Origin of the sequence: Pelagibacterium sp., assembly GCF_048264985.1 — a bacterium.
In the GTDB taxonomy this organism is placed as follows: Bacteria; Pseudomonadota; Alphaproteobacteria; order Rhizobiales; family Devosiaceae; genus Pelagibacterium.
The window spans coordinates 747,418-768,349 of record NZ_JBLXCL010000001.1; the positions used below are offsets into that span (position 1 = coordinate 747,418).

The 20,932-nt window shown below is 58.6% G+C and carries 16 protein-coding genes, 1 tRNA gene and 1 pseudogene; 11 read left to right on the top strand and 7 right to left on the bottom strand.

Translation table 11 applies throughout. The features are described from left to right. The first annotated feature begins 30 nt into the window (after window positions 1–30). The 6 genes from fsa (at window position 31) to ACN0TA_RS03755 (ending at window position 7,129) form a co-directional block, all read left to right on the top strand. Window positions 31–687, top strand: a complete 657-nt coding sequence (fsa, locus tag ACN0TA_RS03730; RefSeq protein ID WP_417579937.1) for a fructose-6-phosphate aldolase — start codon at window positions 31–33, stop codon at window positions 685–687. A 7-nt stretch (window positions 688–694) separates the two neighbouring features. Then, complete coding sequence (locus ACN0TA_RS03735; RefSeq protein ID WP_417579939.1) at window positions 695–1,774, top strand: Mrp/NBP35 family ATP-binding protein; 1,080 nt, start codon at window positions 695–697, stop codon at window positions 1,772–1,774. A gap of 96 nt (window positions 1,775–1,870) precedes the next feature. Further along, window positions 1,871–3,202: a GH1 family beta-glucosidase gene (locus ACN0TA_RS03740; RefSeq protein ID WP_417579941.1), complete on the top strand. Its 1,332-nt coding sequence runs from the start codon at window positions 1,871–1,873 to the stop codon at window positions 3,200–3,202. Between the two features lie 307 nt (window positions 3,203–3,509). After that, window positions 3,510–4,823 carry an ABC transporter substrate-binding protein gene (locus ACN0TA_RS03745; protein WP_417579943.1) on the top strand — a complete coding sequence of 438 codons (1,314 nt, stop codon included), beginning with the start codon at window positions 3,510–3,512 and terminating at the stop codon, window positions 4,821–4,823. An 87-nt stretch (window positions 4,824–4,910) separates the two neighbouring features. Next, window positions 4,911–5,927, top strand: coding sequence for a carbohydrate ABC transporter permease (locus ACN0TA_RS03750; protein WP_417579945.1), 1,017 nt, complete (start codon window positions 4,911–4,913; stop codon window positions 5,925–5,927). After that, a complete protein-coding gene (locus ACN0TA_RS03755; RefSeq protein ID WP_417579947.1) occupies window positions 5,927–7,129 on the top strand; it encodes an ABC transporter permease subunit in 1,203 nt (400 codons plus the stop codon). Before ACN0TA_RS03750 ends, ACN0TA_RS03755 begins: the two co-directional genes overlap by 1 nt. A gap of 46 nt (window positions 7,130–7,175) precedes the next feature. On the opposite strand, the gene ACN0TA_RS03760 is transcribed toward ACN0TA_RS03755, so the two are convergent. Then, window positions 7,176–8,264 carry a LacI family DNA-binding transcriptional regulator gene (locus ACN0TA_RS03760; protein WP_417579949.1) on the bottom strand — a complete coding sequence of 363 codons (1,089 nt, stop codon included), beginning with the start codon at window positions 8,262–8,264 and terminating at the stop codon, window positions 7,176–7,178. 401 nt (window positions 8,265–8,665) lie between these two features. Here ACN0TA_RS03760 and ACN0TA_RS03765 point away from each other — a divergent pair, with 401 nt between their 5' ends. Both ACN0TA_RS03765 and ACN0TA_RS03770 read left to right on the top strand, forming a co-directional pair. Further along, a complete protein-coding gene (locus ACN0TA_RS03765) occupies window positions 8,666–10,348 on the top strand; it encodes an alpha-glucosidase family protein (RefSeq protein WP_417579951.1) in 1,683 nt (560 codons plus the stop codon). 26 nt (window positions 10,349–10,374) lie between these two features. Continuing rightward, a pseudogene (locus ACN0TA_RS03770) lies at window positions 10,375–11,370 on the top strand (ABC transporter ATP-binding protein); the annotation flags it as partial. Between the two features lie 327 nt (window positions 11,371–11,697). Here the strand turns inward: ACN0TA_RS03770 and ACN0TA_RS03775 are convergent. The 4 genes from ACN0TA_RS03775 to ACN0TA_RS03790 all read right to left on the bottom strand — a co-directional run bounded on the left by ACN0TA_RS03775 (window position 11,698) and on the right by ACN0TA_RS03790 (window position 18,139). After that, window positions 11,698–13,299: an ABC transporter permease gene (locus ACN0TA_RS03775; RefSeq protein ID WP_417579953.1), complete on the bottom strand. Its 1,602-nt coding sequence runs from the start codon at window positions 13,297–13,299 to the stop codon at window positions 11,698–11,700. 103 nt (window positions 13,300–13,402) lie between these two features. Beyond that, window positions 13,403–14,431 carry an extracellular solute-binding protein gene (locus tag ACN0TA_RS03780; protein WP_417579955.1) on the bottom strand — a complete coding sequence of 343 codons (1,029 nt, stop codon included), beginning with the start codon at window positions 14,429–14,431 and terminating at the stop codon, window positions 13,403–13,405. Between the two features lie 145 nt (window positions 14,432–14,576). Continuing rightward, window positions 14,577–15,662: an ABC transporter ATP-binding protein gene (locus ACN0TA_RS03785; protein WP_417579957.1), complete on the bottom strand. Its 1,086-nt coding sequence runs from the start codon at window positions 15,660–15,662 to the stop codon at window positions 14,577–14,579. 50 nt (window positions 15,663–15,712) lie between these two features. Beyond that, the gene (locus ACN0TA_RS03790; protein WP_417579959.1) at window positions 15,713–18,139 is read right to left on the bottom strand and encodes a PAS domain-containing sensor histidine kinase; all 2,427 of its coding nucleotides are present in this window, start codon (window positions 18,137–18,139) and stop codon (window positions 15,713–15,715) included. Window positions 18,140–18,402: 263 nt separating this feature from the next. On the opposite strand from ACN0TA_RS03790, the gene ACN0TA_RS03795 reads away from it, so the two are divergent. Next, window positions 18,403–18,479 (top strand) — tRNA-His (locus tag ACN0TA_RS03795). A gap of 137 nt (window positions 18,480–18,616) precedes the next feature. Next, the gene (locus ACN0TA_RS03800) at window positions 18,617–18,829 is read left to right on the top strand and encodes a helix-turn-helix domain-containing protein (RefSeq protein ID WP_417579961.1); all 213 of its coding nucleotides are present in this window, start codon (window positions 18,617–18,619) and stop codon (window positions 18,827–18,829) included. A gap of 69 nt (window positions 18,830–18,898) precedes the next feature. Here ACN0TA_RS03800 and ACN0TA_RS03805 read toward each other — a convergent pair whose 3' ends face one another. Further along, window positions 18,899–19,519, bottom strand: coding sequence for a L,D-transpeptidase (locus ACN0TA_RS03805; protein WP_417579963.1), 621 nt, complete (start codon window positions 19,517–19,519; stop codon window positions 18,899–18,901). 119 nt (window positions 19,520–19,638) lie between these two features. Here ACN0TA_RS03805 and ACN0TA_RS03810 point away from each other — a divergent pair, with 119 nt between their 5' ends. Next, window positions 19,639–20,247, top strand: coding sequence for a DNA-3-methyladenine glycosylase I (locus tag ACN0TA_RS03810; protein ID WP_417579965.1), 609 nt, complete (start codon window positions 19,639–19,641; stop codon window positions 20,245–20,247). A 72-nt stretch (window positions 20,248–20,319) separates the two neighbouring features. Here ACN0TA_RS03810 and ACN0TA_RS03815 read toward each other — a convergent pair whose 3' ends face one another. Then, window positions 20,320–20,565 (bottom strand): hypothetical protein, encoded by a 246-nt coding sequence (locus ACN0TA_RS03815; RefSeq protein WP_417579967.1) that lies wholly within the window; start codon window positions 20,563–20,565, stop codon window positions 20,320–20,322. Between the last annotated feature and the right edge of the window lie 367 nt (window positions 20,566–20,932).

Here is a 20,932-nt window from a genome sequence, read left to right on the forward strand (position 1 = left end):
AGACCAAAGTATTATCCCAAGGGGGAGAAAATGAAGTTCTTCGTCGACACCGCCGACATTAGCGAAATCCGCGAACTGCACGAAGCAGGTCTGCTCGACGGCGTCACCACCAATCCATCGCTGGTGGCCAAATCGGGCCGCGATTTCAAGGAAGTGGTCAAGGAAATCTGCGATCTGCTGCCGGGCCTGCCCGTGTCCGCAGAAGTCGCCGCTACCGATTATGATGGCATGATGGCCGAAGCTGACGTGCTGGGTAAGATCGCCGATAACGTCGTCATCAAACTGCCGCTGACGCTGGCTGGCTTGAAGGCTTGCAAGTCGTTGACCGACAAGGGCGTCAAGACCAATGTCACGCTTTGCTTTTCGGCCAATCAGGCGCTGCTCGCCGCAAAGGTCGGCGCGACTTACATCTCGCCGTTCCTGGGCCGTCTCGATGACATCAACCTCGATGGCATGCAGTTGATTGCCGACATCCGGGTGATCTACGACAATTACGGTTTCGATACCCAGATTTTGGCCGCTTCGATCCGTTCGCCCAACCACGTTTCCGATGCCGCTCTTGCCGGCTCGGATGTGGCGACAATTCCGCCGGGTGTGCTCAAGAAGCTTGCTGACCACCCCCTGACCGACAAAGGCCTCGACGCTTTCGTCAAGGATTGGAAATCCACGGGGCAGTCGATCCTCTGAGACTGACTTGACCGAAGATATCGTACGCAAAAAGATCCAGGACGCGCTGGGCACCATCGAGGTGCCTGGCGGGTCTTCGCTTGCCGAGTTCCCGGGTCTGTCCGATATCATTGTGACCAAGGGCGCCGTTGCTTTCGCCATCTCGGTATCTCCGGGTATGGAAAAGGCATTCGCACCGGCCCGCACAGCTGCTGAACAGGCCGCGCAGCAGGCAGCCGACGGCCGTAAGGTCATGGTTTCGCTCACTGGTGACAAAGCGCCGGCGCAGGCCGCTCCCAAAAGCGCATCTTCGCGCCCCGGGCCTCCGCCCAAAACCGCAGTCCCCGGCATCAAGCACATCCTTGCCGTCGGGTCGGGCAAAGGCGGTGTCGGCAAATCTACCTGTGCGGTCAACATAGCACTCGGACTTGTGCGGCAGGGACTGAAAGTCGGTATTCTTGATGCCGATCTTTATGGTCCCTCCCTCCCCAAACTTCTTGGTATCGAAGGCAAACCCGCGGTGCGGGACGATGGCATCTTCAAGCCTTTTGAGGTCCATGGCCTCAAGGCCATGTCCATCGGCCCAATGCTTACCGGCACGCAGGCGGTGGTCTGGCGCGGGCCCATGGCAACCTCGGCGCTGCGTCAATTGCTGCGCGAAACCGATTGGGGACAGCTCGACGTCCTCGTTGTCGATCTGCCGCCCGGTACCGGCGATATCCAGATTTCACTGGTTCAGCAGGTTGAACTGGCTGGAGCGATCATCATCTCCACACCGCAGGATCTGGCACTGATCGATGCCCAAAAAGCTATCGACATGCTTAGGCGGACCAAAGTGCCAGTGCTCGGCATCGTGGAAAACATGAGCTATTTTATCGCTCCCGATACCGGCAATCGCTACAACATCTTTGGCCATGGTGGCGCAAAAAATGCTGCCGCCGAGATGGGCATTCCCTTCCTTGGCGAGATCCCGCTGGTCATGTCGATCCGCGAAGGCGCCGATGCAGGGACGCCAGCAGTTGCGGGTGGAGAAGGCCCGGAAGCCCGGGCATTTATTGCCATCGCAGAGCAAATAGCTGCCAAGTTCACCCGCGCAGAAATCGTTTGAACCAGCGCGATGCGCCCCATGATGACAAAACGGCAAAACGCTGCTAATCATAATGTAACCGATTACAAAAATCGAACTCTGGGCGGAGAGCCGAACATGTTTAGTCATAAACGCGCCGAATTCGGCGACGATTTCCTGTTTGGCGCGGCAACGGCCGCCTATCAGATCGAAGGTGGCCAGACAGATGGCCGCGGCTCATCGATCTGGGATACATTTTCGACGACCCCCGGCAATGTCCACAACGGCGAAACCGGCAAGATTGCCTGCGATCACTACAATCGTTGGCCCGAGGACCTGGACTTGCTGGCCAATGGCGGCTTCGATGCCTATCGCTTTTCGTTCGCCTGGCCACGTCTGATCCCCGAGGGTGCCGGTGCGGTCAATCAAAAGGGCGTCGATTTCTATGATCGCCTCATTGACGGCATGCTCGAGCGGGGGCTGAAACCCTTTGCAACGCTCTATCACTGGGATCTGCCCAGTACGCTGCAGGACAGGGGCGGCTGGCTCAATCGCGATATTGCCGGCTGGTTCGCCGACTATGCAGTGATGATCCAGAAGAGATTCGGCGACCGGCTTGTGGCCACGGCCACTATCAATGAGCCATGGTGCGTAGCATTCCTCTCCCATATGCTCGGTGCTCACGCCCCCGGCTATCGCGATATTCGCGCTGCGGCGCGAGCCTCCCACCACGTTCTGCTTGCTCATGGTACGGCCATCAACGCCATGCGCGCCGAAGGCGGCAAGAATCTCGGTATCGTCTGTAATTTCGAAGTCGCGCAGGGCGCCAGCGCCAAGCCCGAGGACATGGGCGCCGCACGCCTATGGGATGGTATCTTCAATCGCTGGTACCTCGACGGCCTGTTCAAGGGCAAATACCCCGCGGATGTTCTCGCCCATTTCTCGCCGCACATGCCCGATGACTTCGCCGACGACATGTTGGTGGTTTCAACACCCATCGATTGGTTCGGCGTCAATTATTACACACGGGGCCTGTACGAACATGCTCCCGAACGTGGAGCCTTCCCGCTACGCAAAGTTGATGGCCCACTCGAAAAAACCGATATCGGCTGGGAAATCTTTCCCGAGGGCCTTGAAGAAATCCTCACACGCATTGCGGCCGACTACACCAACCTGCCGCTCTACGTGACTGAAAACGGTATGGCCGAAGTCGAAGGTATCGAGGATGAGCGCCGCGTGGCCTATTACGACGGTCATTTAGGCGCCGTGCTTGCCGCCCAAAGGCGCGGGGCCGATGTGCGCGGCTATTTCGGTTGGTCGCTGCTCGACAATTATGAATGGGCCGAAGGCTACAACAAGCGCTTCGGGTTGGTTCATGTCGACTACAAGACCCAGAAGCGCACGCCAAAATCGTCCTATCGCGCCTTCCAAACCCTTCTCACCGGCGCCAATCGCACCCAGGTCGCCTAGAGATCTCCCGGACAGGGACGCACCTATCGGCTCCGGCGGCGCTCTGGCGCAACGGCGGTTTTCCCGGTGCTCTGAACCGTAAATGAGTTACGAGCGGAGGCGGATCTGGCCTGGTGTCGGCCTTTGCAATCCGGTGTTACCCGCTTGGCAAACCAATGGCTTTGTGCAACCCTCGAATGGCCGCACGACAAAGCCCATACTGCTAAAAGGGGCGGCAAAAACGTTTTGGTTGCCAAAACGTTTTGGAATGTCGTATTCGGCGAATGGGCGCCGTAAATTGCGCCTTAATGTGCTATGGGAGGACTACATGCACAAAACTCTTTTGGCCGGAATTTCGGCCTCTGCCCTTCTGCTCGCCTCAGCGTCAGGAGCGTCCGCCGTCACGATGGAAGACATCGCAGCGATGGACCTTTCGGGGCAGACATTGACCGTATTCGGTCCTTGGCTGACCGAGGATCAGGAGCATTTCGAAGCCGTCATCGCGCCCTTTGAAGAGGCAACTGGCGCGAACGTCCAGTATTCGGGTTCCGACAGCTTCGAACAGCAGATCGTCATCGATACGCAGGCCGGATCGGCGCCAAACATCGCCGTCTTTCCTCAGCCCGGTCTTGCAGCCGATCTCGCATCGCGCGGCTACCTTGCACCGCTCAGCGATGACACCGGACAATGGGTTCTCGACAACTACGCCGCCGGACAGTCCTGGGTCGATCTTGGTACCTATGCCGATCAGGGTGGCGAAGACCATCTCTATGGATTCTTTTACAAGGTCGATGTGAAATCGCTGGTCTGGTACGTGCCGGACAATTTTGCCGACATGGGATATGACGTTCCCGAGTCCATGGAAGATCTTCTTGCGTTGTCCGAACAGATCGTCGCTGATGGCGGCACGCCCTGGTGCGTTGGTCTGGGGTCAGGGGCTGCTACAGGCTGGCCCGCCACCGACTGGGTCGAAGACCTGATGCTGCGCTTGCATGAGCCTTCGGTCTATGACCAGTGGGTGTCCAACGAAATGCCCTTCAACGCACCCGAGGTCGTTGAAGCGATCGAAGCGTTTGGCACGTTCACACAGGATGATTGGGTTGATGGCGGCCGGGCTGCCGCTGCATCCACTGATTTCCGTGACAGCCCTGCCGGACTCTTCTCGGTTCCGCCGCGCTGCTACATGCATCACCAGGCATCTTTCATCCCATCTTTCTTCCCTGAAGGCACTGAGATGGGCGTGGACGCTGACTTCTTCTACTTCCCGTCCTATGCCGAAAAGGATCTGGGCAACCCGGTTCTTGGCGCTGGCACACTCTTCGCCATCACCAATGAGAACGATGCGGCGCACGCCTTCATCGATTATCTCAAGACCGTAGAGGCCAACGAGATCTGGATGGGCCGCGCCGGCATGCTCACACCGCACACCGGTGTCAGCCTCGACGCTTACGCGTCTGATGCAGCCCGTGCACAGACCGAGATCCTTCTCGCTGCCGATACTTTCAGGTTCGACGCATCCGATCTGATGCCCGGCGCTGTGGGTGCAGGGTCGTTCTGGACAGGCATGGTCAATTTCCTGGGTGGTGAGGATGCCCAGTCGGTTGCCGATGAGATCCAGGCATCCTGGGACGCTCTGGACTAATCAAGGCTTGAGTTGGCCCGGCGCCTCTGGCGCCGGGCTTTCGAATTAGACAAGCTACCCGGCGCAAGCGCTCGGGGGAGGGGTTGGATGGTACAACAGTTTTTGGGTGCGCTCTTGGCCGTCGTCGGCGGTGTCGCTGCCTGTCTGGCCTATTTCTGGGGATCGAACTGGATATTGGACCGCTCTCTCGGCACCAGCACGGCGGGCGATGGGGTTGCTTCGGCGACCCAGGACCGAAGGCGAACTGCAATTCGTCCGTGGCTTTTCCTGTTTCCCGCCCTGTTCTTTATGGGCGTGTACCTTCTGTTTCCCGTCGTCGAAACGCTTCGGCTAACTTTTTTTGATCGCACCGGCTCGAACTTCGTTGGCCTGTTCAATTATGTCTGGGCCTTCAACGATTCAGGTTTCCGCCAATCGGTTTTCAACAACCTGCTCTGGCTCATCGTCGTCCCCACGCTATCGACTGCGTTCGGGCTTATTGTTGCGGTTCTGGCAGACCGCATATGGTGGGGAAATGTCGCCAAATCGCTGATCTTCATGCCGATGGCCATCTCGTTTGTTGGCGCTTCGGTCATCTGGAAGTTTGTTTATGATTTTCGGGGGCCCGATGCAGATCAGATCGGCATTCTCAACGCCATTGTGCAGATGTTCGGCGGCACGCCGCAGGCCTGGATTACCATTCCGTTCTGGAACTCGCTGCTTTTGATGTTCATCCTGGTCTGGATTCAGACCGGCTTTGCAATGGTCATTCTCTCCGCTGCCCTGCGCGGTATTCCAGAGGAAACGCTCGAAGCGGCTCGGATCGACGGCGCCAGCGATGTCCGCATTTTCTTTGACATCATGATCCCGCAGATCTTTCCCACAATTCTCGTGGTCTGGACGACGATCACCATCGTGGTGCTGAAGGTTTTCGATATTGTTTTGGCCATGACCAATGGCCAATGGAGCACACAGGTTCTGGCCAATTTGATGTTTGACTGGATGTTCAGGGGCGGCGGCGATTCTGGCCGCGCTTCGACGATCGCCATCTGCATCATGCTCGCCGTCATTCCTATAATGATCTGGAACATTCGCCAGGCAAACCGTGAGGAGGCAACCCGCTAATGGCCACGATCACGCAAGCTATGCCTGGTGAACGCACTGTAGCCCAGAGTGGTTCGTCTTGGCTCGCACGCCTTTCGGTCGGCAAGATTGTCGCCCAGCTCGCACTCTTGTTTCTCGTTATTGTCTGGACTGTGCCTACTGCCGGTCTGCTTATTTCTTCGGTTCGTGACAAGGACCAATTGCGCATTTCCGGCTGGTGGGAAGCACTGGTTACGTCCGAGGGCAACGAGGCTCTGGCACTGCCAACTGCGGTCGATCAGGTGCAGGAGGGCGACCAATACGTCATCCGTGGTAATCTTTTGCCCGAAGGTGACAGCCGGACCATCGTGCGCTTCGGCTCATCGATCAACAACCCGGGCGAGGCCGAAGTCGGCGAAACGCTTGAGATGCGCATCGGTGGCCAGATCACGGTCAATGGTGATGGCAGCTATGAATGGGTTTCCGAAACCCCGTTCGATCATGACCGGGCGCGTATTTTTGCGGTAACGGGCATTCCCCCCACCTTCACGCTGGAAAACTACGCCGAAGTGCTGACATCGAACGGCATCGGTCGCAGTTTCATCAACTCGTTCACAGTGACAATACCCGCAACGATCATCCCGATACTGATTGCCGCTTTTGCGGCTTATGCCTTGGCGTGGATGCAGTTTCCAATGCGCGGGCTCATTGTCGCGCTTGTGGTCGGTCTGCTGGTCGTGCCGCTTCAGATGTCGCTGATCCCACTCCTGCGCATGTATAATGGTATCGCAGGGATCACCGGGGGGCAGTCCAAGACATATTTGGGGATATGGCTTGCCCATACCGGGTTCGGTCTTCCTCTAGCCATCTATCTGCTGCGCAACTACATGGCCGGATTGCCTCGTGAGATCATGGAGAGCGCCCGTATGGACGGGGCCTCCCATTTCCAGATCTTCACGACGATGGTCTTGCCACTCTCATTTCCAGCGTTGGCGTCCTTCGCCATCTTCCAGTTCCTTTGGACCTGGAATGATCTGTTGGTGGCAACTGTCTTCCTGGGCAACAACGAGAGCCAGATTGTCCTTACTGCGCGTCTGCGTGAGCTGCTCGGTTCGCGCGGCGACAATTGGGAAATCCTGACAGCTGGCGCGTTCGTTTCGATCGTTGTTCCGCTGATCGTGTTTTTCTCGCTGCAGCGCTATTTCGTCCGCGGCCTGCTGGCCGGGTCGGTCAAAGGCGGCTGAAGACACAATCATAGAGCAAAAAGGCCGCCACCAGGGCGGCCTTTTTTTATGCGAAGTGAACACGGCCGGCGATAGCGTCACCGGAGACCCCGTCGCCGAGATCGAAAAGGGAAGGGATAAGCGTACCGCTCGTTTTCTTGCGCTCGCATTGCCTGATCACCTCGGCCACCAACGCGCGACCGGCGGCCCGCAATGATGAGTGGACGTAAGTAATCTGGCCCTCGACCAGTCCGAGATTCAGGTACTGCAGCTCGTCATTCATCGAGGCAATCATGACGTCTTGTCCAGGGATGCGCCCGGCGCGGGAAACCGCAGTTAGCCCTTCGGTCGCCAGCAGGATCGATGAATACAGAAATGCCGTTACCGATGGGTCGGCGAGGGCCAGTTCGGTAAGCTGGAAGCCAGCGCCCACCATTGGGTGCGTGCCCTCGAGATAGGTCACAGTGTCGGGAGAATGCCCGAGATCGCGCACCGCATCATAGACTGCCTGGCGCCGGGTCGACGCATACAGAAAGCGCTCGTCACCATTGATAAAGGCAATACGCTTGTGCCCATTGGCCAGGATCAGTTTGGTCAGATTGTAGAAATTGCCGTAATTGTCGACGTCCACCCAACCATAACGCTCCTGCCGCTCTTCGCGGCCATGCACGACAAACGGCACATTGGCTTCGAGCAGGAAATTTATGCGCGGGTCGTTGGGACGGGGCAGGTCGACGATAAACCCGTCGACGCTCCCGTCACTGACATAGCGTTCATAGGCGGCCAATTGGCGCTCGGGTGTCTCGCTGGTCATGACGATGTCGTAGTGATCGTTCCTCGCTTCACGCAAAACACCGGCCATCACTTCAACGAAATGAGGGTCGACGAATTTGTTGTCGTCGTCCGATTGGACCCAGGCGATCGAATGACTGCGCTGCGTTACGAGCCGTTGCGCGTTTCGGTTGGGCGTGTAGCCAAGCCGACGGGCTGCATCGGTAACCTTCTTGCGGGTCTTTTCGCCCACATCGGTATAACCGTTGAGCGCTCGCGAAATCGTGGTGATCGAAACGCCCAGCTCGGTCGCCAGATCCTTGATCGTGACGTTCCTGTTCAGCGTTCCGGCATGCTTGCGTGACCGGTTCGAGCCTGTCGTCATGGTCTTTTTAGGGCTCCCCACCCAAGCGCCTTATCCTGTCTTCGCCCCGTCGCCCACATTGCCAGTTTCACGCGACCGCGCGCTGCGATTACATGCGAAAGCGCACACCGGCAAATTGCGCCAAAAAGCTCACGAGCCGGTCCGGCTTGGTGCATTAGCGGCGGTCAGCGAATTCAGCCTGACAGGGCATTGTCGCCTCTTGCACAATATTGCGTCGGACAATGCAAGAGCCGGTTGACGCCAACCGTGGCGCCAGCGTAAGGATTCTAAGCCAAAACGTTTTGGATACAAGTATTAAGGGCGTTTGGCGTGTCCCTGCGGGCACTTTGAAAACAGGGTTTTACATTCGCGGACATGGGAAAACCCATGCCGTGATCTCGCTTAGGGGAGTTCACTCGGCGATGAGTTATTTTGCGACCGAGTCACGTCAGTTCGTGCATCCCGAAGACACATCTTCCGCAGCCCGGGACTGGTGGCGCGGTGCGGTGATCTATCAGATCTACCCACGCTCGTTTCAGGACAACAACACTGACGGCATCGGCGATCTCGTCGGGATCACGTCGCGGCTGGAATACGTTGCCGATCTGGGAGTCGACGCCATCTGGCTGTCCCCCGTGTTTACGTCGCCCATGAAGGATTTCGGCTACGACGTCTCGAACTATCGTGATATCGATCCCACCTTCGGCTCGCTTGAAGATTTCGACCGGCTGCTGGAAAAAGCTCATTCGCTAGGTCTCAAGGTCATCATCGATCAGGTGATTTCGCATTCATCGGACCGCCATCCCTGGTTTGCTGAAAGTCGCCTTTCGCGCACCAATGAACGCGCCGATTGGTATGTCTGGGCCGACCCAAAACCCGATGGCAGTCCGCCCAACAACTGGCTCTCGATCTTTGGAGGCTCTGCATGGCACTGGGATGGTCGGCGCATGCAGTATTACCTGCACAATTTTCTGACCTCTCAGCCGGATCTGAACTTTCACAACCCAGCTGTTCAGGATGCGCTGCTTGGCGAAATGCGCTTCTGGCTCGAGCGTGGCGTGGATGGCTTCCGTCTCGATACCGTCAACTTCTATTTCCACTCAGTGGGGCTGGAAAACAATCCGCCGGTCAAGCCCGAGGATTTCAACGCCTCCACAGCGCCCGCCGTCAATCCCTACAATCTCCAGGAACACCTCTACGATAAGAGCCAGCCTGAAAACATTGCCTTCCTCAAGCGCGTTCGCGCGCTGCTCAACGAATATCCCGGCACCACCGCCGTCGGTGAGATCGGCGACGCCCAGCACCAGCTTGAAGTCATGGCCCAATACACCTCGGGCACCGACAAGCTGCACATGTGCTACACATTCGATTACCTCGGGGGCGACTATGCTGCGGGCCATTTCCGCGATGCGCTGAGGCTGACTCAGGAAAAGGCGCCTGAAGGTTGGATCTGTCTCGCCTTTTCCAATCATGACGTCGTCCGCCATGTCAGTCGCTGGGCGCCGCACGGTTTTGAGGATCGCCTGACCCGCCAGGCCGCGCTGTTGCTTCTGACGATGCGCGGCTCCGTTTGCATCTATCAGGGCGAAGAGCTTGGGCTGACCGAAGCGGAAATTGCCTATGACGATCTTGTCGATCCCTACGGCATCGAGTTCTGGCCCGAGTTCAAGGGCAGGGATGGTTGCCGTACGCCTATGGTCTGGCAGTCGCACGTTCGCAATGGCGGGTTTTCGACAGCCAATCGTCCCTGGCTTCCGGTGCCGGCCCAGCATCTGCCCTACGCTGTCGACCAGCAGGACAATGTTGCAAATTCGATTCTCTCGCTCTATCGCGCCATCTTGCGTTTTCGGCGCGAACACCCGGTTTTGGTCAAAGGTGACCTTGAGTTGGTTGCGGCAACGCCAGAGACGGTTCTCGCCTTCGCCCGTGCTGTGGGAGAGGACAAGCTGTTCTGTGCCTTCAATATGAGCTCCGAGCCTGTCACGCTCGACGTCCCGGAGGGCATGGCGCTCGAAGATGCGGGCGCGCCGGGTGCCGATGCCCAGTTGGAGGGCAGTCGATTGAGTTTCGGCCCGTTCGGGGCCTATATTGGACGCATAGTCTAGGACAGGAACTGTCCAGGGGAGGAACGATGGCTGACCTGAAGATTTCCAATCTCTACAAGCGCTACGGCAATGTCGAAGTGCTCAAGGATATCAATCTCGATATCAAGTCCGGTGAGTTCGTTGTCTTCGTGGGTCCTTCGGGTTGCGGTAAGTCGACACTGCTGCGCACGATTTCCGGTCTTGAAACCATTACCTCCGGCCAGCTCGAAATCGGTGGCCGGGTCGTCAACGATGTTGCCCCCTCCAAACGTGGCATAGCCATGGTGTTCCAGTCTTATGCGCTCTATCCGCATATGAGTGTGTTCGACAACATGGCCTATTCGCTAAAGCTGACCCGTACGCCGAAGGACGAAATCAAAAAGAAGGTCGAGGCCGCAGCCGAAATGCTGCAACTCGGCCCCTATCTCGAACGTCTCCCCAAGGCGCTTTCGGGCGGCCAGCGCCAACGCGTCGCCATCGGGCGCGCCATCGTGCGCAACCCGCAGGTCTTCCTGTTCGACGAACCGCTCTCCAACCTCGATGCCGCCCTGCGCGTCGCGACCCGTATGGAGATTGCCAAGCTCAAGGAATCCCTGCCCGGTACCACAATGGTCTATGTCACCCACGACCAGGTCGAAGCAATGACCCTGGCGGACAGGATCGTCGTGCTTAAGGATGGTGTGGTGATGCAGGTCGGCACGCCAATGGAGCTCTACGACCAACCCCAGTCCCTGTTTGTTGCCGGCTTCATCGGTTCGCCCAAGATGAACTTTTTAACCGGCAAGAACGCAGAAGGTTACAAGGCTGCCACGGTTGGCGTACGGCCCGAGCACATGGAAATCGTGCCTGCAGGAAAGGGCGCCTGGTCGGGTAAGGTCATTTATTCCGAGGATCTCGGCTCGGACAGCTACATCTATGTCGATATCGGCGAGCCCGAGGCTGTAATCGTTCGTCAGGATGGCAAGACACCTTACAAATCGGGCGCCCAGATCAGCTTCTCGCCCAAAGGCGAACTCTTCCATCGCTTCGATGAAGAGGGTCGCCCGCTTCTGGCCGGCGTCGCGACGAAAACCAAGCCGGCTGCCGCCAAATCGGCAAAGTCTGCAAAGCCGGCCAACCCTGTTACGGAGGGAACACCCGACGCGGGTGTGGTGGGCTCTGCGGGAGCTGTCGCAATGCCCGCCAAGCCTGCGCGCAAGCCCGCTGCTAAAGCTGCGGCAACGCCTGAAGCCGGCACTGTCAAAACAGTGGCGACCAAAAAACCGGCAACCCGCAAAGCCCCGGCCAAGCCCAAATCTTAAGCCGGTTGTGAGCGTTATGGATGTCGATCTGGAGCATTTCGGGCGTCAGCCGAAAGGCGCTCGATAGCGCTAGTGGTCGCCCCGTCCGGTTCGCGCCAGAAGCACAACCGGCAGGATTCCGATCACCACGATAATCAGCGCTGCCAGCGCGGCATCTTCGTAGGTGCCACGCGCCGCCTCGCCATAAAGCAACGTTGCCAGGCTCTCGAAATTGAGTGGCCGCAACAAAAGCGTTGCCGGTAATTCCTTCATGCAGTCGACGAACACCAACAGTCCGGCTGCGGTCAGTGTGGTTCGAGAAAGCGGCAGATGAACCTTGAACAACGTGCCGGTGGCGCTTTGGCCCAGCGTGCGTGCGGCGTGGTCATATGAAGTGGGTATGCGGCTTAGCCCCGCTTCGATCCCGCCGGCCGATATCGCCAGGAATCGCGTTGTATAAGCATAGATCAGCGCGCCGCCCGAGCCCAAAAGCAGAAGCCCCGTGGAAATTCCGGTCCACTCGCGCATCAACCCGTCCAGCGTCCGATCGAACGCGGCGACGGGAATCAGGATGCCGATGGCCAGAACCGTTCCTGGCACAGCATATCCCAGTGTTGCAATGCGCGCCGCAATCGAGGTCTTGTGCCCGGGCTCCAGCCGCGCCGCGTAAGCAATCGCGAAGCCAAATACCAGAACGACAACAGTTGCGATTGCGGAAACCGAAACCGTATTGATCGTCGCGCGTATCAGTGCCGGCGAGAACCCGGCAAATTCGATGCGCTTTATCGCTTCGAGAACCAGATAGATGGCCGGTCCCATAAACCCGATAAGGATCGGCAAAAAGCCCAGAGCAAATGCACTTGCACCCTTGAGACCGCTAAGCCTCCGTGGTGGCATGGGCCGGGCGCGTTGGGCGCTGGCGGCAAAACGCTGGTTGCGGCGTGCCCAGCGTTCGAAAACGATTAGCGCAATGACCACGGCCAGCATGGCTATAGCAATCTGGGCGGCGCCCGCCAGATCAGTGCGAACGATCCAGGTGGTATAGACGGATGCCGTCAGCGTGCGGATGCCAAGAAACTGCGCGGCACCCACATCGTTGAGGGCTTCCATCAGCACAAGCGATACACCAACGGCAATCGCAGGACGCGCCAGTGGCAGTGCCACGCGCCAAAAGATCCCGCTACGGCTGACTCCCAGCGTGCGGGAGACTTCAACAAGGTTTGCCGCCTGGGTCAGAAACATCGCCCGTGTCGTGAGATACACATACGGGTAAAGCACAAACCCGAAAACCAGTATGGCGCCCCACATCGATCTGATATCGGGCAGCCTGAAATCGCGCGGGCTGGAATATCCCAGCACCCAACGGATCGCGCCCTGAATGGGACCGAGGGGGCTAAGCACGTCGAGATAGGCATAGGCCATGATGTATGTCGGCACGGCCAGAGGCAGCAGCAGCGCCCATTCGAGCACGCCCCGCCCGCGGAAATCATAGGCCGATACCAGCCACGCCGCGCCCGTGCCCACGCAGGTCGCGATTACGCCGGTGCCCAGCAGCAGGATTGCTGTGTTCCAGGTGGCTTGCGGCAGGATATGTGTGAGAACGTGAGACCAGAGCGAACCGGTGTCGGCTATCGCTGTTAAGGCAATCGTGGCTACCGGCAACAGCGCAAGAACCGCGGCGGCAAATGCCATCGCGGCCCAAAGCGAAATTTTGATGCGACGCCGTCCCATAGGGCGGCTTGCGACTAGCGTTGCCATGAACCAAGGCGCGGCGGGTTACCCCGCCGCGCATGTCCTAGTTTTCGAAAGTGTCGAAATTGACTTCGTCGATCAGCTCGCTGGCCCGGGTGCGGAACGGCAGCACTTCGGTCAGTGACAAATCGTCGGCTTCAAGGTCGCCAAACGCGGCGATGATCGGATGAACCTGGGCAGAAGCTGAAACCGGATACTCGAAATTGGCTTCTGCATAGAGCTTCTGGGCATCATCGGAGACGAGGTACTCAAGAAGCTGGACAGCCTGGTCATGGTTGGGTGCATGCGCGGCCAGGCCGGCGCCTGAAATGTTGACCAGCGTGCCGCCGTTTTCAAATGTCGGCAGGATAACCTTCATTTCGTCTGCCCATGCTTGCTGTTCTTCACCGCCAGCCCCTGATGTCATCAGGCCCACATAGTAGGAATTGCCGATGGCGATATCGCAAATGCCCGCTGCAATGTCGCGCGCGCCATCGCGGTCGCCACCTGCTGCAACGCGTGCCTGATTGGCCTTGATGCCTTCAAGCCAGGTGCGCGTTTCCTCTTCGCCATATTTCGCCATGTAGGCAGCAAACATCGCTGTGTTGTAGGGATGTTGGCCCGAGCGAATGCAAAGACGTCCGCGCCACTCTTCGTCGTCGAGCTGCTCATAGGTGAAGCTGTCGAGATCGAGGTCTTTTGCTGCATAGAGCACACGCGCCCGGCCAGACAGGGCAAACCAATTGCCTTCGGGATCGCGCAAGGCTTCCGGCACAGCTGCGTCGAGAACGTCGGACTGGACAGGTTGGGTCAGGCCAGCATCGACCAGATCGATCAAAGCCCCGAAATCGACTGTCATCAGGATATCGGCAGGCGAGCTTTCGCCTTCGGCCGATACCCGCTCGATCAGCCCGTCCTGCAGAAAGACAGTATTGACGGCGATGCCGGTCTCTCCGGTAAAGGCGTCAAGGATCGGCTGGATCAGGCCCGGCTCACGTGTTGTATAGATGTTGACCTCTTGGGTCAGTGCGGGGGCGGCTGCGCCCAGCGCCAGGATGCTGGCTGCCGAGAGGGTCTTCAGAAATCGTGTCATTGGTTGATCCCTTGGTGCTTGTTTTCATCAAGGGGCGCCGAAGGCCAAAACGCGCCCAACCCGGCATTACTCATAGCTGATCAACTGAGTCAAGAAATTTCAGGCCCAGTTTAGAATCGTTCTAAGCTATTGATATCTCTTGCTGTTATTCCGCTGCCATCGGAACGCGGGGCAGGGCCGATCGGGCGGTCTCATCAGCCGCAAATACCAGAACGTCCTTTGCGTCGACGCTGATCTTGATGTCCTGCCCCACGGCAAATCCGCGCCGTGCGCTTGTGCGCATCACGATTGGATCTTCAAGACCCGCAACTTCCAGGGTGACTTCTTCAAGCTCGCCCAGCAAGATTCGTGCACAGACTTTGGCATCTGCGCCATCCGCGCTCACTGTGAGCGCCTGTGGGCGGATGAACAACTGGACCTGGCCCGAGCTGCCGCATGGTGCGGGGAAGCGTCCAAGCGCACTGTCCAGCCAATCTCCCGTGCGGCGTGCAGGAATTCGGTTGATCTGGGAAAAGAAGGCGGCCGCATAGGCCGTCTGGGGGAAACTGTAAATGGCATCGCCGGTGCCGCTTTCGATCACCCGCCCCTTGTGCATCAAGACGACCTTGTCGCCGATAGCCAGCGCTTCTTCGGGATCATGGGTCACGATGACCGCAGTCGTTCCCAGTTGGCGTAGCAGGGCCAGCGTTTCGCGCCGTATAGTGTCGCGTAATCCCCGATCGAGATTGGAGAACGGCTCGTCCATAAGCAATATGCGCGGTTGCGGCGCGAGGGCGCGTGCAAGGGCAATGCGCTGTTGCTCGCCACCCGAGAGCATGTGCGGATATCTCTCGGCCAACGCGCTTATGCCCAGCCGATCGAGAATGTCATCGACTCGGGCCGCAACGTCCTTTCGGCTCATCCCCTTGAGGCCGAACCCGATATTCTGGCGTGCCGTCAGATGCGGAAACAGCGCGTAATCCTGAAACATGAAGCCGATGCTGCGATTTTCGGGTTCGACGAACCCTTCAGCTCCACTCACAGTCTTGCCGGCCAGAACCACCGTTCCGCTATCAATGTGGTCGACGCCAGAAATGGTGCGCAGCAAAGTCGATTTTCCGCACCCTGAATGGCCCACAAGACACACGATTTCGCCAGCGGCGATGTCGAACGACACTCCATCGAGGGCTGCCACGCTGCCAAAAAAGCGCGAGACGTTTTCCATCCTCAGGATTGGTTCGAGTTTGCTCATGGCAGCGAGTTAAGGCCGACAGGACCCATGCTTGTCAAGAACGCACAATGTCATACCTTCACCACGAGGCTCGAGGGGATGGTCAGTGTCATCAATGTTCCGCTCTCGCTTGCCGGTGCGAGGCTGAGCGAACAGGCATTGACCGCTACCAGCGAACGGGTCAGCGTCAGCCCAATGCTCGAATGGGTTGGCTTGCGTTCGCTGCCGTCTGCGGCCACCCCGTCGCGAAACACCATGAAGCGTTCCGCAAGGGCATTGGGCGCCTTGGCGGCGTCGCGCACATGGATCGACACCGATCCGTCATCCTCGACTTGTCCAGACAGCACCACCTTGGAGCCTTGGCTGCCCTCGCTTATGGCGCTGGCCAGCATGTTGAGCACAGCCTGTTTGAGCGTTGCGGCATCGACCCGAACATAGGGGAGGCGCTCGCTTATCGCGCTGCGCAGCAAGACGCGGGCTTTGCCCGCCGGCCCGCGCACCCGCACGAGGCTTTCGGCCAGAAGCGTGCCGATATCGACATCGGCTGGCGAGAGCGCCAGTTCACCCTCGGCGAGCCGCACATAGTCATCAAGTTCGTCGGCAAGGTCGCCGATTTCCCCACTCGCCGAGCGGATATCGCGCGCATATTCGAGATAGCGTGGATTGGCCAATGGGCCGAACGATTCCGAGGCAATCAGTTCGGAAAAACCAGAAATCGTGTTGAGCGGACGCCGCAGACCTCGCGTTATCCGGCTTAGCGTTGCCGTGGGAAGGCCGCTGCGGGGGCCGGGTGCAACGGCTTTCCCATCGATTGGTCCAAGCAGCCCGAAATAACCCGATACGATGCCGGCCCGTCCCTCGGCGAAAAGAGTAAGCATGTGCCCGGCCCGTTTCGCCTTGAGCGAGACCGCGGGCCGAACACCACCAGCATAGCGAGCCGGCAGGCTCAAAAACTGCCGCAGCGCCGAATGCTCGCTCTGCGCGATCAGATTGGTAAGCGGCGTCCCGATGTCGACACCCGGCCCGTCGGTCCCACGCCCTTCAAAACTTGCGATCAGCCCGGCGCGGTCGGCAGTGACAAATTCGAAATTGGCGACCTTGGACCACAGCGACGCAAACTGGCCGACTTCGGCTTCTCGCAATGGCTCGATATCATTGGCTCTGGCCGAGAGCATAAAGCCGGGGCGGCCCTGCCACGTGACGGCATTGAGCCTTGCATTGACCGATATCTTTTCTCCATCCCGGCGTAGCAGGTGGCTCACGGGCCCAGCCGGTTCACCGCCATCGACAGTGGGAAAGATCGCCGAAAGCCCAAGCCCGCGCAGCGTCGTCGCGTTCTCATAACCGGTCAGATCGACCAATGCGCGATTGGCAAACAGGATTTCCTGGTCCCGGAAAATAAGGATGCCGATCGGCAGTCGATTGAGCACAAGCGCTTCTTCGCTAAGCGCTACAAGCTCCCCGCCCGATCGTTGCGGTGACGTAGGCACGGGCGCCGGTGCAGGTGAGTCGTCCCGGTTCACTCTGTCGGTCAGGATGCGCGAAAGCTCGTCAAAATTGTAACGTGTGGTTCGTTCGGTATCGTCCGTTACAGGATCCGTAAGCTCATCGTCATCGTGCTCGACCATCTCCTCGACAGCCGATTGGTCGTCATCATCATCATAGCTGATGCGCGTCACGTTCAGTCCACGACCGGTGATTTGCCAAAGCCCGGTACGGCCCGCCCCATCCTCCTGGCTCCCGTCGGCAGCAAACGCTGCTTCTTCGACAGCCAATGGATCTTCCTCATCCCAATCCGAGCTATCTTCGCCTTCGGCCGCCTCGATGGTCTCATCGAACGCGATTCCGGCAAAGTCACGGCTTGGAACCGCGCCATCAAACGGTGCGTCGTCTTCCGAATCGAGAGGGTCGAAAAGGTGTTCATGGCCAGCCAGCTTGTCGACAAGCGCCGCAAGGCCATCGACTTCGATTTCGTCGATTTCTCTGTCCGCGACGACACCATCCGCAGGCTCGGGCGTCTCGCCTTCAGGAGCAGGGGGCGTTTCAGCCAGATGCGCTTCCATCACCGGTCCGGGAATCGCTTCGCTTTCATGGGTTTCCGCGTCAGGCGCGGTTGCGCCAGCGGCGGCCATAACCTCATCGCTGATCGGATCGACACCAACCACCAGTAGGTAGAGCCTGTCATCGGCCAGCCGAAGCGGCGTGCAATGGCAGGTTGCAGACAGCGGCTTGCGACCGGCCAGGAACTGCATGCGCGACAGGGTCGAACGTCCCATCAGTCCAAGCCGCACGATCCGGGCGATCTGGCCCTTCACGGGCATGGCCGGATCCAGCGTTTTCAGTGAGTCGTCTTCGATCTTGGCGCCAAGCAGTCCGGCAGCCCGGTTTGTCCAGGCCGCATGTGCGCTATCGACGGGCCACAGCCACGCCGGACGCTGGTCATCGCTGTACCGCGTCACGGTTTGGGCCTGTTCTTGGCTAGTCCACTCGAGCGTCATGTCATGTCCGTATGTCGGGCCTCGTCCCGGTCCGGGGCGATGGTTGACGAAACCTTAAATATAGGGACTCCGCCAGCCGGTCCATGTCTAGCGCCATTCTTGTGCGTTCAAAGGTTGGAAATGGTTAAGGCGGGCAACTTCGCCGGTGATCAAAAAACCTGTAATTGTCTGCACAAGCGCCCTTGTCTTTGATACGATCTCGACCTATGTTCCGCCGCGTTTCGGGACGACGCTGCCGCAAGCGTCGCGATGTCCGTCACCATGCCGTCGTAGCTCAGTTGGTTAGAGCGCTAGATTGTGGATCTAGAGGTCCCCCGTTCAATTCGGGGCGACGGTACCACTCCTCCTCCATGCAGGTTTCAGGCTCTTCGACGGGCCGCGCGCAATTCGTGATCGCCCATTTTAAGGCTTTGTTAACCATAAGGGATAACCCTTAGCGCGTTAGCCAAGCGTATGGGGGCTCAGAAAGGACGTGCAGTGTACGACTTTGCTCCAAACGCCAAACTGGCGGAGGCTATGGTCGGGTTGCCGGTCGCCGAAGTGGAAAGAACACTGATTCTCGCCACGCTGCGACAAACCAACGGCAATCGCACCCGCGCCGCCGCAATCCTCGGGCTTTCGATCCGTACGGTTCGAAACAAGCTCAAGGACTATGCCGATAAGGGGTTCAACATCCCTCATGCGGCCTGAACCGTAAGCGCTCAATCCGCTTCGGATCGAACACGCGAGCTCTTGGCCCGGCGACCTGGGTTGCCGAGCCTAAACCACGACCACCTTGGCCCCGACGGGGACGCGGCCATAAAGATCGATCACATCCTCATTGGTCATGCGGATACAGCCCGATGAGACTGACCGCCCGATGCTCCACGGCTCATTGGTGCCGTGGATTCGATAGAGGGTCGAACCCAGATACAGCGCCCTTGCGCCCATCGGATTGTTCGGCCCTCCTGGCATGAATTGCGGCAATCCCGGCTGGCGGGCATGCATCTCCGCCGGCGGCGTCCAGCTTGGCCATTCGCGTTTGGCGCTCACCCTGTGCGTACCGCTCCATTCGAACCCGGTCCGTGCAACCCCGATTCCATATCGCATCGCCTTGCCGTTCGGCATCACCAGAAACAAGTAGTGCTGGCGGGTATCGACGATGACTGTGCCCGGGGCCTCGCTGGTCCTGTAGCTGATGACCTGGCGCAACCACATGGGGTGGCTGACATACTCGGTCTGGTACTCGAGCATGGTCTGGGGCGTGTCCGGCGTCAGAACCATTCCCGGCGGTGGCCCGAACATCGCATTGAGATAGCCGCGATAGCCTGAGCCGGCCTGAATTGGTGCGGCCATCATAAGCAGGGCAGTGAAAGCAAGGGCGAGGCGGATCATTGGCATCTCGTGTCCAGCTTGAAAACTGGAGCGATCCTGCCTGCAACCGGCAAAGATTGAGTCAAATGGGATGGTTAAAACTTGCCCCACACCTATAGTTACTCAACCGTTTGCGAGTTGATTCCATGAGCGATATCGAGCCAATCCGTTGCCCCTGGCCGGGCAAAGATCAATTTTATCAAGCCTACCACGATACGGAATGGGGCTTTCCTGTAACCGATGACACGCGCCTGTTCGAAAAACTTTGTCTTGAAGGGTTTCAGTCGGGACTGTCCTGGCTGACCATCTTGCGCAAGCGCGAGAACTTTCGTGCAGCCTTCGCCGGTTTCGATATCGACAAGGTCGCCGCGTTCGACGACGCAGATATCGAGCGGCTTGTGGCCGATGCGGGCATTGTGCGTCACCGGGGCAAGATCGTCTCGACAATAAACAATGCGCGCCGCGCGCAGGCTCTGCGCGACGAGTTCGGCACCCTTGCCGCTTATTTCTGGAGTTTTGAGCCGCGTCCCGAAGATCGGCCAGTCGATTATTCCTGGGAAACGCTGAGTGCCCAGGCCACATCTCCGGACTCCATAAGGCTGTCCAAGGATTTGAAAAAACGTGGTTTTTCCTTTGTTGGCCCAACCACGTGCTATGCGTTTATGCAGGCCATGGGCATGGTCAATGACCATATCGAAACCTGCCATTGCCGTGCACCGATAGAGGCCCAGCGCGCCAAATTTGTTCGTCCCTGATGAATATGAGCCTCCCCGCTTTTCCAACAAAGGCGGGAAGGCCAATTTTGCGTCCCGTGAATGCGCCGACGGTTATGGCCGTGCGTAGACCATCATCACCGTCGGCATACTAGGCGGGTCCACGATTAAGGGCAGCCCGATGTCCGCGCGGATGACATTGGACAGGTCTTGCGGGTGGACTGTTTGCACCCTGTTGCTGCCGCGGACCATAGCTTTTACAGCTGCTGTTACCACGCGCCATTTGCCGTGTTCGGCAACAAGCGTATCAAGGGAGACGCGAAGGATTGCGCCTTCGGCTTGCATGTTTACGTGCGACATCGTCGTCACCCAGGCGCGCAGAGGCGCACTGGCTCCATGTTGTTGGAGACATTTCTCGAGTCGAGTTATCCCGCCCGGAAACGCGTCCAAAGGTTGAGTCGGGTTGGAATCCGGGCGGCAGGACGCAATTGTGCTGTCGTCTGGATCGGTTGGTTCAGGGGGTGTTTTTGAAGATCAGGCCACGAAGGGCGACCCGTTTATCGCAGCAGATGGCGTCAGGCTTTGACGCCGGTGCGATTGAAACGGCGGGACGTGGCCCGGCCGAGGGCTTCAACACCACTGGTGAGGACGTTTGCGAATGCTGTCATAGGAACGCCTCCCTTGGAGGTTCGTGTTGAAGACGACGAATTGATAGCTAACGAATCCG

Excerpts from the sequence above, each read along its gene's own strand:
- ACN0TA_RS03775 (WP_417579953.1), bottom strand. The coding sequence starts at position 13,299 with ATGGCATTTGCCGCCGCGGTTCTTGCGCTGTTGCCGGTAGCCACGATT.
- ACN0TA_RS03785 (WP_417579957.1), bottom strand. The coding sequence starts at position 15,662 with ATGAGCAAACTCGAACCAATCCTGAGGATGGAAAACGTCTCGCGCTTT.
- ACN0TA_RS03810 (WP_417579965.1), top strand. The coding sequence starts at position 19,639 with ATGAGCGATATCGAGCCAATCCGTTGCCCCTGGCCGGGCAAAGATCAA.
- ACN0TA_RS03780 (WP_417579955.1), bottom strand. The coding sequence starts at position 14,431 with ATGACACGATTTCTGAAGACCCTCTCGGCAGCCAGCATCCTGGCGCTG.
- ACN0TA_RS03805 (WP_417579963.1), bottom strand. The coding sequence starts at position 19,519 with ATGCCAATGATCCGCCTCGCCCTTGCTTTCACTGCCCTGCTTATGATG.
- ACN0TA_RS03790 (WP_417579959.1), bottom strand. The coding sequence starts at position 18,139 with ATGACGCTCGAGTGGACTAGCCAAGAACAGGCCCAAACCGTGACGCGG.
- ACN0TA_RS03760 (WP_417579949.1), bottom strand. The coding sequence starts at position 8,264 with ATGACGACAGGCTCGAACCGGTCACGCAAGCATGCCGGAACGCTGAAC.
- ACN0TA_RS03765 (WP_417579951.1), top strand. The coding sequence starts at position 8,666 with ATGAGTTATTTTGCGACCGAGTCACGTCAGTTCGTGCATCCCGAAGAC.
- fsa (WP_417579937.1), top strand. The coding sequence starts at position 31 with ATGAAGTTCTTCGTCGACACCGCCGACATTAGCGAAATCCGCGAACTG.
- ACN0TA_RS03750 (WP_417579945.1), top strand. The coding sequence starts at position 4,911 with ATGGTACAACAGTTTTTGGGTGCGCTCTTGGCCGTCGTCGGCGGTGTC.
- ACN0TA_RS03740 (WP_417579941.1), top strand. The coding sequence starts at position 1,871 with ATGTTTAGTCATAAACGCGCCGAATTCGGCGACGATTTCCTGTTTGGC.
- ACN0TA_RS03745 (WP_417579943.1), top strand. The coding sequence starts at position 3,510 with ATGCACAAAACTCTTTTGGCCGGAATTTCGGCCTCTGCCCTTCTGCTC.
- ACN0TA_RS03755 (WP_417579947.1), top strand. The coding sequence starts at position 5,927 with ATGGCCACGATCACGCAAGCTATGCCTGGTGAACGCACTGTAGCCCAG.
- ACN0TA_RS03815 (WP_417579967.1), bottom strand. The coding sequence starts at position 20,565 with ATGTCGCACGTAAACATGCAAGCCGAAGGCGCAATCCTTCGCGTCTCC.